Raw genomic sequence first — 14,498 nt, forward strand, 5'->3', positions numbered from 1 at the left:
AGTTCAAGTATACTAAAATTAGCCAGGAGGGATGAAAATGAATGAATTTGAAAAAAATGTTCAAAGCAAGCGGAATGATGTGACCGACTCAGCCGTTGGTTTTATCGTCACATTCGGATTTTTCGCCTCAATGTTTATTTTGGCAACAATTATACACCTCGTTGGATCTTAACTTCATGATTGCTAAATGACTGCCGTTTTGGCAGTTTTTTTATTGATTTTGTAAGATATCATATGGAGGTTGCGTGTAAAACGTTCCTTTCTTCTCAAGAAATTCATAGGTCACACTTCCGTCTCGATCTGTGCGGTACACCTCCATTTGATGATCCTTTAGTTTTTTCAAAACTTCCTGATGAGGATGCTGATAACGATTGCGTTCACCAGCCGAAATGAGTGCATAGGACGGCTCCAGATGTCGAAGCCACTCCTCACTTGTTGACCCTTTACTGCCATGATGCCCAACCTTTAAGACATCCGCTCGCAGGTGGGGATAGGCTTCTATGATGTCTCGTTCCCCTTCTTGTTCAAGGTCTCCAGTGAACAGAAAACGTTTCCCACCAAGAGTAAAAGCCAGAACGAGTGAATCATTGTTCTTACTTGTCACCCGGTCTTGCGAAGGGTGCAGAACCTCAAATATGTGCTCTCCAACTCGGAGCTGATCTCCTCTTTCTAATTCATCAATAAATATCCCTTTTTTAGCTGCTTCTTTTAGCAGCTTTGCGTCCTCTGGACTTCGGGCAAAGCCTTTTGGTATGGCCAGCCGCTTTACTTTATTTCGGTTGATTAAACGAACCGCTTCTCCCATGTGATCTTGATCCGCATGCGTGAGAATCAGCACATCAAGTTTTGCTATACCTTTAGAATGCAGAAACGGGATCAGCGTTTGATCACCGATCGTAGATACTTTACGTCTTTTTTTCCACGGTTCCTCTTCAAAAGAAAGTCTGCCCCCTGTATCCACAAGCAGATGCCCCTTTCGATAGGGCAGTTGAATAAACAAACTATCCCCCTGCCCTACATCCAGCATCGTGACCTCCCCTTTTTGGAGAAAGTTCGGAGTAAAAAAGTGTACACTCAAAACACCAATGGAAAAAAGAATTGGCACAGAATAGGATTTCACAGAAGCTTTGCACTCCATCACAAACAGCAGAAAAACAATGGCACTCACTTCCAGAAGAATATGCCACCAAGTAGATTTCATAAAAATCAAGTTAAACCCATCAAAAACTGCCATATGTGCTGACAACTGATGACTTAGCTGGATGACCGAATCAAGCAGCTGGAACAATGCTTGTCCAAGAGGGAGATAAATGATGGACAAAAGAAAAAAGAGTAAGGACAGAGGCAGGACAACCGTCGTATAAAAAGGGACAAACATCATATTCAATGGGATGCTCAGCAAAGAAAATTGCTGAAAATGATATAAAAGAACAGGAAGCGAGGCAAGCTGCGCAACAAAGGATATAAGGAATAACTGCATCACTGCACTTTTCGCTTGTGATAAGATTCTGGTCGATAACAAAATAAAGAACGTTACCACGAATGAAAGCTGAAATCCGATATCAAATAGAAATAGAGGATGAAACGCTAATAAGAGTAAAAACGTTGCGCTTAATACGACAGCAGAAGGCTGTTTCATTTCTTTCGGCAGGCTCGTCATCACTAAATAGATTCCTGCCATGAGACAAGCTCTTAAAACCGATGGTGCAGCACCTGTCAAACAAGCATAAACAGGAAGAAAGCATAATAAAAGAATACGTGCTGTCTCTCTTGTCACACCGGCACGAAGCAGACACCAAAATAAACAGGCAAGAAGCGTTTGCACATGCAGTCCTGAGATCGCTAACAGATGAATAATGCCGAGCATTTGATAGTCTCTTAATGTGTCAGGATCAATCAACTCACGATCACCAAAAATAAGGGCCTGTACAATGCCTACAGAGTTTTTCGGCACATGATCTTCTAAGAATTTTAAGCCATTTTGCCTCATCGCTTGAAGATAATAGGAAGGTCTGTCTTTTTTTGTACAGCCTTTGATTGACTGCGGTAAGAAAATGGCGCTAATGCCTTTTGATTTTAGAAATTGATCATATTGAAACCCGTTAGGAATGGTTGCGTGTTTAGGCGGCCGAACATCACCTGTCATATGACAGCTCATACCTGGCTCTACATCTTTTAGCGCCTCTTTTTCACGCTCTGTTTTAATGGTATAGAAAGCGGCTAGCCGTTCATGTTCTGTTGACACAGTTGCTGAAAAACGATTGCCATCTGTCTTCGGAATACTTTCAATCACAACGGAGCCGGAAAGAAATTTTTCTTGTACAGGTTGATCCGTTTCAAAAAACTCATGAACCATAAAAATAAGAGTATAAACAGCTCCACATAGGCTGATCATGAGAAAGAGCTTGGGAATTTTTTTCAGTAGGCTGAGAAGTAATATGATGAGAAGAAAGAGAAGGAAATACATATGAAGATGATATGCAGCCAGAGCAATTCCAACAGCTGCTGAAATTGCCCCAAACGGCAAATAATTAAACATAGGAAGTAAATAATTGATTCGCCTTCTCATGCATAACGCGAATTTCTGTTTCACTAAGTCCTGATTCACTTAGCTTGCCAATTAAATCTGCAACAAAGGCCAATTTTTCTTGATTTTTTAAGTCGATGATCATTTCATCCAGTTCAACTTGTTCCGTTTGAACACCTGCCTGCTCAAATAAATCAACGGCATATGGGTGATTTTTATAATCCTTTGCATAGTACACGGTTCGAATACCTGCTTGAATAATGGCTTTACAGCACTGCAAACAAGGAAAATGCGTGACATATATTTCAGCATCCGCTGTAGGTGCACCAAATTTGGCACATTGTAAAATAGCGTTCATTTCCGCATGGATGGTGCGAACGCAGTGATGATCAATGACATAGCATCCCACATCTGCACAATGGACATCACCAGCAATTGAGCCATTATATCCCCCTGCAATGATACGCTTGTCTCTGACGATGGTCGCCCCAACAGCTAACCGCTCACAGGTGCTTCGTAAAGCAAGCAAATGGCTTTGTGCCATAAAATATTGATTCCATGAAATTCTTTCCACGAGCTGATCCCTCCAGAATGATGGTTGGTATTAAGTGTACATGCCTTCCTTCTATACCGTCAATTCTACTTCACGGTCAATTCACTTTTCAGCCGTTCAATGGTCTTCTCCCCAAAACCTGAAATGTTCCGCAAATCTTCAATTTGTTGAAATTCCCCGTGTTCCTCTCTGTACGTAATGATGGCTTCTGCTTTAGCTGGCCCTATTCCGTTAATGGTTTGCAATTCCGCCGCATCAGCCTGATTGACATTGACACCTTGACTCTTTTCTTTACCCGATGGAGCGTCAGCAGCTGCTATTTGCGTCTGCCTCTCCGCTTCTCCCTGCTTCCGGACATAAATCATCATACTGTCCTCTAATTTTGCTGCTTGATTGATTTCAATCGTGTCTGCTTTACTAGTAAAGCCCCCTGCTCTCCGAATCGCTTCTTCTACCCGTGCATCAAATTGAAACGTATAAACCCCTGGCTTTTTCACAGCTCCTTTGACCTCTACAAAAATGGGAGGTGATTCATTATCGGTCTTTTCTTGTTTGTCTTCTAATGTGACTTGTATGTCTTTATCTTCCTTCAATACACTTGGCTCTCTGCTGCTCTCCCTATTTCCTGCGAAAAGGAAGAAAGTGATGATGATCACGACCATGAGCCCAGCTCCGATATAAAGACTGTATTTTTTCAATGGAATGAGTCGCTTCACGTGCTCACGCTTCTTTCAATCATATTTTTCTATTGCTCAACATACTGTTTAGAAGATAACAGATCCTATGCGCCTAAGGAGGGAGAACGTTTGAATATCGGGATAATCGGTACAGGAAACATGGGTACCATACTTACTGAGGCATTTATTGAATCAAAGGCAGTCAATCCCTCATCCATCACCATCACAAACCGGACCATAGAAAAAGCGTTCAATATAAAAAAGAACCACCCAGAGCTTGAAGTAACGAAACAGCTTACAGGAGCTGTCATGAATAAGGATTTCATCTTTGTTTGTGTCAAGCCGCTTGATATTTATCCACTTTTAAAAGAGCTGAGCCCTCTTTTAACAGAACAGCAAACCATTGTCATCATTACAAGTCCGGTTCACCCTGAACAGCTTCAGGATATCGTTCCTTGTCAAACAGCCAGGCTGATTCCAAGCATTACGAACCGTGCTTTATCAGGAGCGTCACTTTTAACATTTGGATCGTCATGCAGTGTCGCGACGAAAACAGCGTTAAGACAGTTAGCTTCCTGCATTTCAACACCCATTGAGATTCATCATTCGATTACAAGAGCGGCGTCAGATATCGTCAGCTGCGGTCCTGCCTTTATCAGCTTTCTCGTTCAGAAAATGATTGAAGCAGCTGTCGAAGAAACAGATATTTCTAAAGAAGAAGCCACCACCTTATCAGAAGATATGCTTGTAGGACTTGGCCGTTTGATTGAAAAAAGAGTCTATACCCTTCCGACACTGCAAGACAAAGTGTGTGTTAAAGGCGGCGTCACTGGTGAAGGGATTAAAGCACTTGAAGCAGGTGTTCAAGATATGTTTCACCGCCTCTTTCAAAACACCCATGAAAAATTCGATGAAGACCTTGAAGCGGTTGCGCATCAATACCCGCCAAGTGTGTTTACTGATGATCGCAGAAATTAATCATCTCTGCAACAAGCGAAAAAAGGGTTTTAAAAAACCATCGTTCCATTAAACGATGGTTTTTGGTTTCTTAGCTGAAATGAAATATCTTTCGGCGAATTCCCCAGGGACTTCATTTGTAAAATCAGCGGTCACTTCTATCTGTTCAAAGCCAGCGGACTCAAGGAACGCCGCATATGTCTCAAATGGAAATGTACGCTGTTCATGTGTCTCATCATAACGCTGATACACGTCTCCGTCCTTTACAAAAAAGCTTAAATCGTGAATGACCGAATACATGTCATCCCCTTTATCACTCTGCCAAATATAGCTGATCTCTTCATCTTGATCGGCATAAGTCGAACCTGGGAATACCTCTTCCATTTTATAAGGTGTATGAACATCAAAGAGTAAAACCCCATCTGCCTCTAAAAGCTGAAACATGTTTTTAAAGGTTTTTTTGACGTCATTTTCGTTTTTTAAGTAATTCAAGGAATCACAGCAAATAACCGCTGCTTGAAAGACTTGCTCAAAACCCGTAAGCTCTCTCATATCTTGATGTAAAAATTGAATGGACTGCTTTTTCGCCTGTGCTTTTTGCTGCGCGAAGACCAGCATTTCTTCACTGAGGTCAATTCCTGTGACTGTGTGGCCCTTTTCAGCTAACCGAAGAGAAATTTCTCCAGTCCCACAGCCAACATCAATAATGGCAGCATTCGGTTTGATATTCTGCTGGATCCACTGAACCCATTCATCATAAGGTGCATGTGTCATGAGCTCGTCATACACACCTGCAAACCCTTGATAAATCATGAGTTAATGCCAAGTGAAAGCGTTTCTCTCGGCGCATCTCCCCATAGCTTCTCTAGGTTGTAGTATCCTCTTTCTTCTTTGTGGAACACATGAGCAATGACATCACCAAGATCAATCAATACCCATCTTGCTTCATCAAAGCCTTCCATCTTCTTCACTTCGATTCCACTTTCCTCTGCAAGATGTTTTACTTCTCTTGCAATGGCCTGCACTTGCTTATCAGAGTTCCCGTGACAAATGAGAAAATAATCGGCAACAAGTGAGATTCCTTGCATATTAAGGGCAATAATATCCTCAGCCCGTTTATCATCGCATGCTCCTGCCGCGACGTTTAAAATTGATGATGAATCCATCCAAATTCCTCCTTAATTGTTCTTATGCACAAGCGAGTTGTAAGTAGCCAATGTATCTGGAAAGACTGGCTGATTCTTTTTCAATAAGAAGCTGATGGTGTTTTTTAGTGACTGAACCAACGCGCTATCCAAATAATGCTCTGCTAACTCTCTTACTTCTTCAACACCAGGGAAATGACGTCCTGGTTCGATATAATCAGCGACATAAATGACCTTTTCAAGTAATGTCATGTTTGGCCTGCCTGATGTATGAAATTCAATGGCAGTTAAAATGTCTTGATCGTCAATGCCTGCTTCCTTTTTAACCAGATAAGCACCAACTGGGGCATGCCAAAGCTCAGGCGAATATTCAAGCAATAGAGGGTTCATCTGTTCCTTCTGGATAATTCCCTTCATTTCTTCCTTTGGTCTAAATTTCGCATAATCATGAAAAATAGCGGCGATCTCTGCTTTTTTCACATCTGCACCGAACCGTTCCGCTAATGAAATGGCTGCACTCATGACCCCGAGTGTATGTGTATATCTATGCTCTGTTAACTGCTCTTTGACACAGTTCAATGCTTCTTCACGATTCATATAAATGATGCTCCTTTATATAACGCTCAACAGCTTTCGGTATCAAATAATCGACAGGTTTTTCCTGCTTTATTCGCTGCCTAATCAATGTCGATGATACATCAAAAGCTGGAACATCTGCAAATAAAAGAGGATATGCCGTACTTCCGGCATAACCCGGTCTTTTCATCCCAATAAAGGTGATCATCTGAAGCAAATCATCAATCCGATGCCATTTTGGCAAATACTCGACCATGTCCGCTCCAATCATAAAAAAGAACTCATCTTCAGGATGACGCTTCTTTAAAAGCTCCACCGTATCCACTGTATAAGATGGACCCTCTCGCTCCATTTCAATGAGCTCCAGCCGAAAATATGGATTTGACTGGATCGCCGCTTCCACCATTTTCACCCGGTGACGACTATCTGCTCGTTTCCGGTCTGTTTTATGAGGGGGCTTGTGATTTGGGATAAACCACATTTCATCAAGCCCCACTTGAAAACGCACTTCATTCGCCATCAGCAAATGACCATTATGAGGAGGATCAAACGTACCGCCGAACAACCCTATTTTTTTCATATCACATCCACCTTTACGGCAGCTTAATTTGTTTATTTTCCTTCGATTCTTTATAAAGGACAATCACATTTCCGATCGTTTGAACAAGTTCAGCTTTTGCACCTTTTACAAGTGCTTTCGCAACTTCCGTTTTGTCCTCATCGCAGTTTTGTAATACGCTGACCTTTAACAGTTCTCTTACTTCAAGCGCCTCGGAAATTTGCTTGATCATATTGTCATTTACCCCGCCTTTTCCTACTTGAAAAATAGGTGATAAATGATGTGCTTTTGCACGTAAAAAACGTTTTTGTTTCCCTTTTAACATGGTGTTCCTCCTAATTTCTCTATTACAATTGACTTCATTTTTCTGGCGTCAGGCGTGATGCCTGTCCACAGTTCAAAGGCTCTTGCTGCTTGTCCAACAAACATGCCGACACCATCTACTGTTTTCAAACCTAACCCGGCTGCTTCTTTGAGCAGCTTTGTTTCTATTGGATTATACACAATATCACAAACGACCGCTGTTTTTTTTGCGTTTGCTAAAGAAATCGGGGTTTCTTCAACATTCGGGTACATACCGATTGAGGTCGTATGGATGATGACATCATATTCCCCAAGTCGTTCTTCTGCTGTCTTTAAAGTAATGGCACTAGATGTGATGTTCCCATCTGCACTTTCAATTAAAGCCTCAGCTTTTTCAATGGTGCGGTTGGTGATATCAAAGCTTTTCGGTGCATAGTCAGCGATTGTCGTATAAATCGCTCTTGCTGCTCCGCCAGCACCAATCATTAGAAATGACAGCTCTGTTAAAGGCTGATCCAAGGCTTCAAGCAATGAATGAAGAAAGCCCTCTCCATCTGTGTTGTACCCGACGAGCTGACCTCCTTCAAGCCGCACCGTATTGACTGCACGCAGGCGTTCAGCTGTCACATCAATTTTATCAAGGTACTGCATAATGTCTACCTTGTGCGGAACAGTGACGTTAAAGCCGCTTATTCCTAAGGCTTTCATACCGCGAATGGCATCTTTAAGGTCTTCGTCTTCTACTTGAAAGCCATGATAATGTCCATCAATCCCAGCATCCTTCAATGCTGCATTATGAATATCCGGAGACATTGAATGACCAACAGGGTTACCGATTAATCCGTATAAAGGTTTCAAGGTCTCTCCCCCTTTGAACATTTAAATTAACGAACGTCTCATAAACACATGAACGCCTTTTGGCGCATAGACTTTGATTTGCTTCCCTGCATCATTTGCCGTTACCCATCCTAAGCCTGAAAAGACGATGTCCATTTTCGGCTGATCAATCGTAAAGGTATGCGGAACGAGCGGAGGGAAATCTTCCATCCCCTCTTTTGATGGCGGTGATAGCAGTTCCCCGGCATGTTTTTCATATAAATCATCTGCGTTCTCTAACTTTGTTCTGTGTATGTTCAGCTCATTTGGCATATAGCAGACAAATGACGTTCTGCCGCCTTTTACATAATCAAATCGAGCAAGGCCGCCAAAATAAAGCGTTTGTGCTTCATTTAATTGGAACGTTCTCGGTTTCAATTCTTTTTTCGGCGTTAAGATCTTCAAGTCATTTTTGCTGACATAGTGCGCCATCTGATGACGGTTGATAATGCCTGGCGTATCAAATAGAGCAGATCCGTCATCAAGCGGGATCTCAATGGCATCAAGTGTTGTACCTGGATATTGGGATGTGGTGATCACGTTCTCTTCGCCAGATACTTCTTTGATGATTCGATTGATAAATGTTGATTTTCCAACATTCGTACAGCCGACGACATAGACATTTCTTCCCTCACGGTAATGATCGATCGCTTCCATCACCTCAGGTACGCCCTGACCTCTGCTTGCACTGATTAAGAAAACATCGATCGGGTTCAATCCGTTTTCTTTCGCTTCCCGTTTCATCCAATGAATCAGACGATCTTTTTTCACGGATTTCGGTAAAATATCTACTTTGTTGCCGACGAGTAAAATCGGATTACCACCGACAATACGACTCAGCCCATTGATCCAGCTTCCGTTAAAGTCAAAAATATCAACGACCTTTACAATCAGAGAATCTGTCTCTCCAATGCTGTGCAATATATTTAAAAAGTCGTCTTCTGTTAAAGAAACATCTTGTATTTCATTGTAGTTCTTTAACCTAAAACAGCGCTGACAAATCACATCTTCTTTCAATAGAGATGCTGCCGGCGCATATCCTAATTGATCTTTATCTTCCGTCTGAATGGCTACACCGCAGCCAATACAAACAACCTTTTCCATTATTACTCTTCCTCCCACTGAATGTGGCCCTTACGCTTTAAGGCTCCTAAAATTCTGCGTTCAATCTGCCTGTTAAACTTGGTGAAAAATCCGTCCGAGGCAGCGACAGGGACGACCAAAATCGTATGGAAGCCATGACGATTCCCGCCTAGTACATCGGTCATGAGCTGATCCCCAATGACCACCACATCTTCTTTTTTCAATTGCATATCAGAGACTGCCTTATTAAAGGCTCTTCCCATAGGCTTTTTCGCTTTATAAATAAACGGGATATGAACTGGTTCAGAAAAAAGCTTGACCCTTTTTTCATTATTGTTCGATACAATCGTCACTTGTATCCCGTGATCCTTCATTTCTTGAAACCATTCAATTAAGCGGGGCGTCGCACTTGGACGGTCCCATTCTACTAGTGTGTTATCTAAATCGGTAATAATTCCTTTTACATTTCGTTCTTTTAATTTTTGCGGTGAAATGTGGAAAATGCTTTTCACAAATTCATCCGGTAAGAAATACTTCTTTAGCACAATTTGCACCCTTTCTTCCCTTGGTTTTTCAGCGATGGTGTCGAATCAAATCACAATTTGTCTGTCTATCGAATACAATGAAAAAGTTTTCGACATATGACGAGGACCTTCAACAGGTGTGGATAATTTTACACACATTATCCACCTATATTTCATCACGCTTTCATTCAATTATAAACACTCTACCCACAAGTTATCCACTTCACCATGTGGATAACAGAACGATTGTTCTTGTTTCCCATTCATGGTAGATTAAAGGTACTTCAGAGACATTCGATCAACCTATGATGATATGTCTTTTCCTTAAGTTTTATGCCAACTTTTTCAGGGGAGGTGTTTTTCCCATCATATGGGTTTCTAGTATGAAAAAGCTGTCAGATGATTTACTTATAGAATCGTATTATAAAGCAAATGAAATGAACTTAAATCGCGACTTCATTGAATTAATTGAGACAGAAATGAAAAGACGTTCGCTCGGGCATATGCTCTCTGTTTCCTCTTAATTCCATTTCGCAGGAACCATGCCTCCCGAGCACTCTCCTTTTTTAAACTCAGGTGACTGATATTATATCACTTGCGCTATAGGCTTACTACTATTTTCCGTAAAAAACACCCCTTCTCATCAAAGAAGAGGTGTCTTATTTGCAAGGCTGTTCATTCCAAAACCATAACCCTCCGCCTACGACCAAAATGACCACAAGGAACACAACAAGAAAAGCGTAACCGATTCCTGCTCCTTGAGCTGGATAAGGTGAACACGCAGGGTAAGGATAAGGGCATCCCCACATATCAGTTACCTCCTTCTAGGAAGATATACTGTTAGACTATGCTGGATGGATGGTCTTGTTTAGGCAGATGGCCATCATTTAAAAATGTTTGATGACATCACGCTCTTTGATTTCGTTATAAATAATTCTTGCCCCTTTTGGCGTCATATGATTGCCAGAAGGGTCGATCAAACCTGATTGAATCAGCGCATTGTCACTATCTTCACCAGCTTCTCGGATGAACGCTTTCCAATTGTCGACAAGCGGTACTTGCTGATCCTTGGCTATTTCTCTCGTAATGTCATTATAGGAATTTTGCCAAGCTCTTGCCCCGCCTCTCTCAGCAAAATAAGATGACTTATACCTAGAGTAGTAATACAAGCCCTTTTTTCCGCCTTCTACAACAGGTACACAGGTCATGAGAATCGGGGTAATGCCTTCTTTTCTACTTTCAGAAATGAAGTAGGATACATTTTCTTTAAATCGTTTTTTCGTCACGCGGGGATGTTTCCCATCTAAAATCGCCGCATCATTCGTACCGAACATGATGAGGACGTAAGTTGGTTTCTGCTTTAAAATATCCTGCTCAAAGCGAAGCTTCGCGTCTTCAGTTGTCTGCCCGCCAATGCCTGCATTCTTCACTTGAATTTGGCCGCGCTCGACGTTTTTCATGAGATTCACCCATTTTTCAGATGTTGGATAATCTCGAAAGTCCCAGTTTGATCCCCTTGTATTGCTGTCGCCAAATGCAATGACACTTTCTTGTTCTGGCTTTGAGCACCCAGCAGCGACACAAAGCAGGATAAAAAGGACAACACATTTCTTCACAACATTCACCTCCAAAAGCCCTCTTCATATAGTAAACGACAAGACTTTTGGTTTCAATGAATGACTGTTTTTGACGAATGCTTCCTATTGCAGTTGAACAGGTACATACGCTTTGTCATGATGCAGCAGTTCGCTCACTTTGACAAATTCATAGCCTCGATCCTTTAATTCAGGAATCACTTGTTTCAGTGCTTCTACCGTCTGCTTCCGATTGCCCCCGCCATCATGCAAAAGAATGATATCGCCGCCTTGAATATGATCAATAATCCGGCTCGCAATTTTGCGTGAGCCTGGTCTTGACCAGTCCTTCGGATCTTGCGTAAAGGACCACATGACCACATCATATCCTTGCTTTGACAAAATGCGGAATGATGTCATCGTCAAGCGGCCGCCAGGGGGGCGAAATAATAAGGGTCCGCCAGGCTGAAGTGAAGCGATATGAGCCGCTGATTCTTTTAATTCCTGCTTGATCTCCTTTGATGATAACAGGTCAAAATACGTATGATTCATCGTGTGATTGCCAAGCTCATTTCCTTCGTCCACAATCCGTTCTGCGATCTTTGGATATGCGTGAATCCGGCTTCCTACGACAAAAAAGCTGGCATTTACTTGATGCTGCTTCAGCACATCCAATATTTGATTCGTGTAAACTGGATGAGGTCCATCATCAAAGGTGATCGCAATCTTTTTCCGTTCCGCTCTCATGTCCCAAAAGGCATGTCCCGTTTTTTCAAGATCGACTCGTTTTAATGTATATGCCTCTACTTCATTAGGAACAAAAGCACATAGCAGCAATATACACATCAAGACATGCAACCCTCTCATTTGACCGCCTCCACAGAACATTCTTACAGATTAAATTGCCCGCTTTTTGATGAATCATTCAGCATTCATAGTCACGGTCCGCATCTCTGACTTCTTTTTTGACATAAAAAAAAGCCGGCCCATCAGGCCCGCTTTTTGTTTCACGTTTGGTTTCTCTCTTCAACTGTCGAACGTTGCTTAGAATTCATACAGACACTCTCCTTCTTGGATTTGATTTTGAGCCCATAATAATTTCTGATAATACTGGTTGGACTTCTGGTATTGTTGAGAGGCTTCTAAGGCTGTCGCAATTTCTAGTGAGATATCCTCTATATAAGAGTATAGGCTAAGTTTTTCCAAATAATCAATGGTTTTTTGCAGTTGTTCTTCATTCATTCCTTGAACATATAAAGCATCCAGATACTCAAACATATGACAAAACAGCTGGTCTTCATGCTTCTTTGCAGCTAATTTTCCATCTTCTAATATGCGGCGTGCTTCCACTTGTTCATTTTGTCTAAAAAGCAGTTTTGCCAGCGTATAGAGCGTATGCGGAAGCGTGGGAAGCTGCTCTTTACAGGCAATATCAGCCGATTCCGTTAAATAGCGTTCTGCTTCCTCTCTATAGCCCAGCTCCCCATAACATTTTCCTAAATTATAAAGCGCTGAACTGTATATCCGCGGGTGATCAATCTGTGATGCGAGCTGTTTTGCTTTTTTTAAATGAGGCAGTGCCCGGTCTTTTCGTTTTAGATCTTGATAGTTTCCTGAGATAACAAAAAGGCACTGAATGATGCGAATAGAGTAGGCATCATGCTGATCGTATATTTCCAGCGCCTTTAAAATATGATGCATCGAGACATGCGTTTGCTTCATTATATAGTAGGCTTCTGCTACTTTAAAATGAAACTCAGCCTGCTCAATATCATCAAATACCATGGACAGCTGTTTTTCTGCCACTCGATAATATTTGACGGCTTCTAAATATTCTTTTTGACTAAACTCATGCATGCCACGAAAAAATGCATGGTAATAATGCAGCATATCAGATAACTCATGATTGGAATTTTCGATTTTATCGACAAGATTAGATACTGAGAAAGGTTGATATTTTGAAGGGTGTATATAGTCAAGCATGATTTGGTGCCGAAAACACATGAGCTGATAATAAATCAGTAAATGCTGGTCCTCTTCCATCCGTTCAATTTCCGCTTCTACTTCTGCTTTCAGGATTTCCGCATCTGGAACACTGAACTGCCGTATCATTCGATACCATTCATTAATTTTCATACCTACATGTGAAGAAAGAACCTTCCCCATGTTCCGAAAAAACCCCTTCCTTTTCGGTCTAATATTACATATTTTAGCACGCTTCTTGACCGCCAAGCACCGCAAAGAAACCGCAAACATATGAGAAGGGCAGCAAAAACAGACGAACAGAAGCCCGTTTTTTTCGAAAAAGATGATTTTTTCATCGTACAGACACAGACAATCCCCCCTTCACATACATTTGAGGATATAGGCAGTGGCCTAAACATGGTGGAGGTGAAAATCGTGGCAGGAGTATTTACAGCGATGGGATTGATGGTCAAAGAATTGGTGTTCTTAGTGTCCTATGTCAAAAACAATGCCTTTCCACAGCCCCTTTCAGGAGATGATGAAAAAAAATACTTAGCCCTTATGGCACAGGGCGATGAACACGCGAGAAATATGCTGATTGAACATAACCTTCGGCTCGTCGCCCATATTGTCAAGAAATTTGAAAATACCGGGGAAGACGCTGAAGACCTCATCTCCATCGGGACGATCGGACTCATTAAAGCCATCGAAAGCTATTCCTCTGGAAAAGGAACAAAGCTGGCAACGTATGCGGCGCGGTGTATTGAAAACGAAATTCTGATGCATTTACGCGCACTCAAAAAAACTAAAAAGGATGTCTCCTTACATGACCCCATCGGTCAGGATAAAGAAGGCAACGAAATTTCTTTAATTGATGTCTTAAAATCAGAAAGTGAAGATGTGATCGATACCATTCAGCTCAACATGGAGCTTGAAAAAGTAAAGGAGTATATCGACATTCTCGACGGCCGAGAAAAAGAAGTCATCGTCGGCCGATTCGGTCTTGATTTAAAGAAAGAAAAAACGCAGCGGGAAATAGCAAAGGAGCTCGGGATTTCGCGGAGCTATGTATCCCGTATTGAGAAGCGGGCGCTGATGAAGATGTTTCATGAATTTTACCGGGCGGAGAAGGAGAAACGGAAGCGGGAGAAGGGGAAATAATATCAAAGAAGCCGGTCT

General features: G+C 41.8%; 19 protein-coding genes. 4 read left to right on the forward strand and 15 right to left on the reverse strand.

Translation table 11 applies throughout. The features are described 5' to 3' along the window. Positions 1-37: 37 nt before the first annotated feature. Positions 38-172 carry a YqzM family protein gene (locus tag GKC25_RS11260; RefSeq protein WP_012010638.1) on the forward strand — a complete coding sequence of 45 codons (135 nt, stop codon included), beginning with the start codon at positions 38-40 and terminating at the stop codon, positions 170-172. Between the two features lie 39 nt (positions 173-211). Here GKC25_RS11260 and GKC25_RS11265 read toward each other — a convergent pair whose 3' ends face one another. The 3 genes from GKC25_RS11265 to GKC25_RS11275 form a co-directional block, all read right to left on the reverse strand. Then, on the reverse strand, positions 212-2,539 hold the full coding sequence (locus GKC25_RS11265) for a DNA internalization-related competence protein ComEC/Rec2 (protein WP_187704576.1): 2,328 nt from the start codon (positions 2,537-2,539) through the stop codon (positions 212-214). Further along, on the reverse strand, positions 2,532-3,101 hold the full coding sequence (locus tag GKC25_RS11270) for a ComE operon protein 2 (RefSeq protein WP_034661371.1): 570 nt from the start codon (positions 3,099-3,101) through the stop codon (positions 2,532-2,534). Before GKC25_RS11270 ends, GKC25_RS11265 begins: the two co-directional genes overlap by 8 nt. Before the next feature lie 65 nt (positions 3,102-3,166). Then, a complete protein-coding gene (locus GKC25_RS11275) occupies positions 3,167-3,796 on the reverse strand; it encodes a helix-hairpin-helix domain-containing protein (protein WP_034661372.1) in 630 nt (209 codons plus the stop codon). A 90-nt stretch (positions 3,797-3,886) separates the two neighbouring features. On the opposite strand from GKC25_RS11275, the gene comER reads away from it, so the two are divergent. Next, a complete protein-coding gene (comER, locus tag GKC25_RS11280) occupies positions 3,887-4,735 on the forward strand; it encodes a late competence protein ComER (protein WP_034661373.1) in 849 nt (282 codons plus the stop codon). 48 nt (positions 4,736-4,783) lie between these two features. Here the strand turns inward: comER and GKC25_RS11285 are convergent, their stop codons facing one another. The 8 genes from GKC25_RS11285 to GKC25_RS11320 are packed head-to-tail and all read right to left on the reverse strand — an operon-like array spanning position 4,784 to position 9,801. Continuing rightward, positions 4,784-5,527, reverse strand: coding sequence for a class I SAM-dependent DNA methyltransferase (locus GKC25_RS11285; protein ID WP_034661374.1), 744 nt, complete (start codon positions 5,525-5,527; stop codon positions 4,784-4,786). Continuing rightward, a complete protein-coding gene (gene rsfS / locus GKC25_RS11290) occupies positions 5,524-5,880 on the reverse strand; it encodes a ribosome silencing factor (protein WP_003217467.1) in 357 nt (118 codons plus the stop codon). Before rsfS ends, GKC25_RS11285 begins: the two co-directional genes overlap by 4 nt. A gap of 12 nt (positions 5,881-5,892) precedes the next feature. After that, the gene (gene yqeK, locus GKC25_RS11295; protein ID WP_342689794.1) at positions 5,893-6,456 is read right to left on the reverse strand and encodes a bis(5'-nucleosyl)-tetraphosphatase (symmetrical) YqeK; all 564 of its coding nucleotides are present in this window, start codon (positions 6,454-6,456) and stop codon (positions 5,893-5,895) included. After that, positions 6,446-7,015, reverse strand: coding sequence for a nicotinate-nucleotide adenylyltransferase (locus GKC25_RS11300; RefSeq protein ID WP_034661376.1), 570 nt, complete (start codon positions 7,013-7,015; stop codon positions 6,446-6,448). Before GKC25_RS11300 ends, yqeK begins: the two co-directional genes overlap by 11 nt. Before the next feature lie 13 nt (positions 7,016-7,028). Then, positions 7,029-7,319, reverse strand: coding sequence for a ribosome assembly RNA-binding protein YhbY (gene yhbY, locus GKC25_RS11305; RefSeq protein ID WP_034661378.1), 291 nt, complete (start codon positions 7,317-7,319; stop codon positions 7,029-7,031). Next, the gene (gene aroE / locus GKC25_RS11310; protein WP_034661380.1) at positions 7,313-8,155 is read right to left on the reverse strand and encodes a shikimate dehydrogenase; all 843 of its coding nucleotides are present in this window, start codon (positions 8,153-8,155) and stop codon (positions 7,313-7,315) included. Before aroE ends, yhbY begins: the two co-directional genes overlap by 7 nt. Before the next feature lie 21 nt (positions 8,156-8,176). After that, the gene (yqeH, locus tag GKC25_RS11315) at positions 8,177-9,277 is read right to left on the reverse strand and encodes a ribosome biogenesis GTPase YqeH (RefSeq protein ID WP_034661381.1); all 1,101 of its coding nucleotides are present in this window, start codon (positions 9,275-9,277) and stop codon (positions 8,177-8,179) included. 2 nt (positions 9,278-9,279) lie between these two features. Next, a complete protein-coding gene (locus GKC25_RS11320; RefSeq protein ID WP_034662006.1) occupies positions 9,280-9,801 on the reverse strand; it encodes a YqeG family HAD IIIA-type phosphatase in 522 nt (173 codons plus the stop codon). 362 nt (positions 9,802-10,163) lie between these two features. Between GKC25_RS11320 and GKC25_RS11325 the strand changes: the two genes are divergently transcribed. Next, positions 10,164-10,304: a sporulation histidine kinase inhibitor Sda gene (locus GKC25_RS11325; protein WP_003217327.1), complete on the forward strand. Its 141-nt coding sequence runs from the start codon at positions 10,164-10,166 to the stop codon at positions 10,302-10,304. A gap of 135 nt (positions 10,305-10,439) precedes the next feature. Here GKC25_RS11325 and GKC25_RS11330 read toward each other — a convergent pair whose 3' ends face one another. The 4 genes from GKC25_RS11330 to GKC25_RS11345 form a co-directional block, all read right to left on the reverse strand. Beyond that, on the reverse strand, positions 10,440-10,589 hold the full coding sequence (locus GKC25_RS11330; RefSeq protein WP_003217499.1) for a hypothetical protein: 150 nt from the start codon (positions 10,587-10,589) through the stop codon (positions 10,440-10,442). A gap of 78 nt (positions 10,590-10,667) precedes the next feature. Next, positions 10,668-11,396: an SGNH/GDSL hydrolase family protein gene (locus GKC25_RS11335; protein WP_223249890.1), complete on the reverse strand. Its 729-nt coding sequence runs from the start codon at positions 11,394-11,396 to the stop codon at positions 10,668-10,670. 84 nt (positions 11,397-11,480) lie between these two features. Further along, positions 11,481-12,221: a polysaccharide deacetylase family protein gene (locus GKC25_RS11340; RefSeq protein ID WP_106038000.1), complete on the reverse strand. Its 741-nt coding sequence runs from the start codon at positions 12,219-12,221 to the stop codon at positions 11,481-11,483. Positions 12,222-12,398: 177 nt separating this feature from the next. After that, entirely contained in the window at positions 12,399-13,520 is a 1,122-nt protein-coding gene (locus GKC25_RS11345; RefSeq protein ID WP_034661385.1) for a Rap family tetratricopeptide repeat protein, read from the reverse strand. Between the two features lie 234 nt (positions 13,521-13,754). Between GKC25_RS11345 and sigK the strand changes: the two genes are divergently transcribed. After that, a complete protein-coding gene (gene sigK / locus GKC25_RS11350; RefSeq protein ID WP_034620857.1) occupies positions 13,755-14,480 on the forward strand; it encodes an RNA polymerase sporulation sigma factor SigK in 726 nt (241 codons plus the stop codon). The last annotated feature ends 18 nt before the right edge of the window (positions 14,481-14,498 follow it).

The sequence above is a fragment of the Bacillus pumilus genome (assembly GCF_038738535.1).
GTDB lineage: Bacteria > Bacillota > Bacilli > Bacillales > Bacillaceae > Bacillus.

Coding starts and splice junctions, on each gene's coding strand:
- GKC25_RS11260 (WP_012010638.1), top strand. CDS start 38: ATGAATGAATTTGAAAAAAATGTTCAAAGCAAGCGGAATGATGTGACC.
- GKC25_RS11265 (WP_187704576.1), bottom strand. CDS start 2,539: ATGTTTAATTATTTGCCGTTTGGGGCAATTTCAGCAGCTGTTGGAATT.
- GKC25_RS11285 (WP_034661374.1), bottom strand. CDS start 5,527: ATGATTTATCAAGGGTTTGCAGGTGTGTATGACGAGCTCATGACACAT.
- rsfS (WP_003217467.1), bottom strand. CDS start 5,880: ATGGATTCATCATCAATTTTAAACGTCGCGGCAGGAGCATGCGATGAT.
- yqeK (WP_342689794.1), bottom strand. CDS start 6,456: ATGAATCGTGAAGAAGCATTGAACTGTGTCAAAGAGCAGTTAACAGAG.
- GKC25_RS11300 (WP_034661376.1), bottom strand. CDS start 7,015: ATGAAAAAAATAGGGTTGTTCGGCGGTACGTTTGATCCTCCTCATAAT.
- yhbY (WP_034661378.1), bottom strand. CDS start 7,319: ATGTTAAAAGGGAAACAAAAACGTTTTTTACGTGCAAAAGCACATCAT.
- yqeH (WP_034661381.1), bottom strand. CDS start 9,277: ATGGAAAAGGTTGTTTGTATTGGCTGCGGTGTAGCCATTCAGACGGAA.
- GKC25_RS11325 (WP_003217327.1), top strand. CDS start 10,164: ATGAAAAAGCTGTCAGATGATTTACTTATAGAATCGTATTATAAAGCA.
- GKC25_RS11330 (WP_003217499.1), bottom strand. CDS start 10,589: ATGTGGGGATGCCCTTATCCTTACCCTGCGTGTTCACCTTATCCAGCT.
- GKC25_RS11340 (WP_106038000.1), bottom strand. CDS start 12,221: ATGAGAGGGTTGCATGTCTTGATGTGTATATTGCTGCTATGTGCTTTT.
- GKC25_RS11345 (WP_034661385.1), bottom strand. CDS start 13,520: ATGGGGAAGGTTCTTTCTTCACATGTAGGTATGAAAATTAATGAATGG.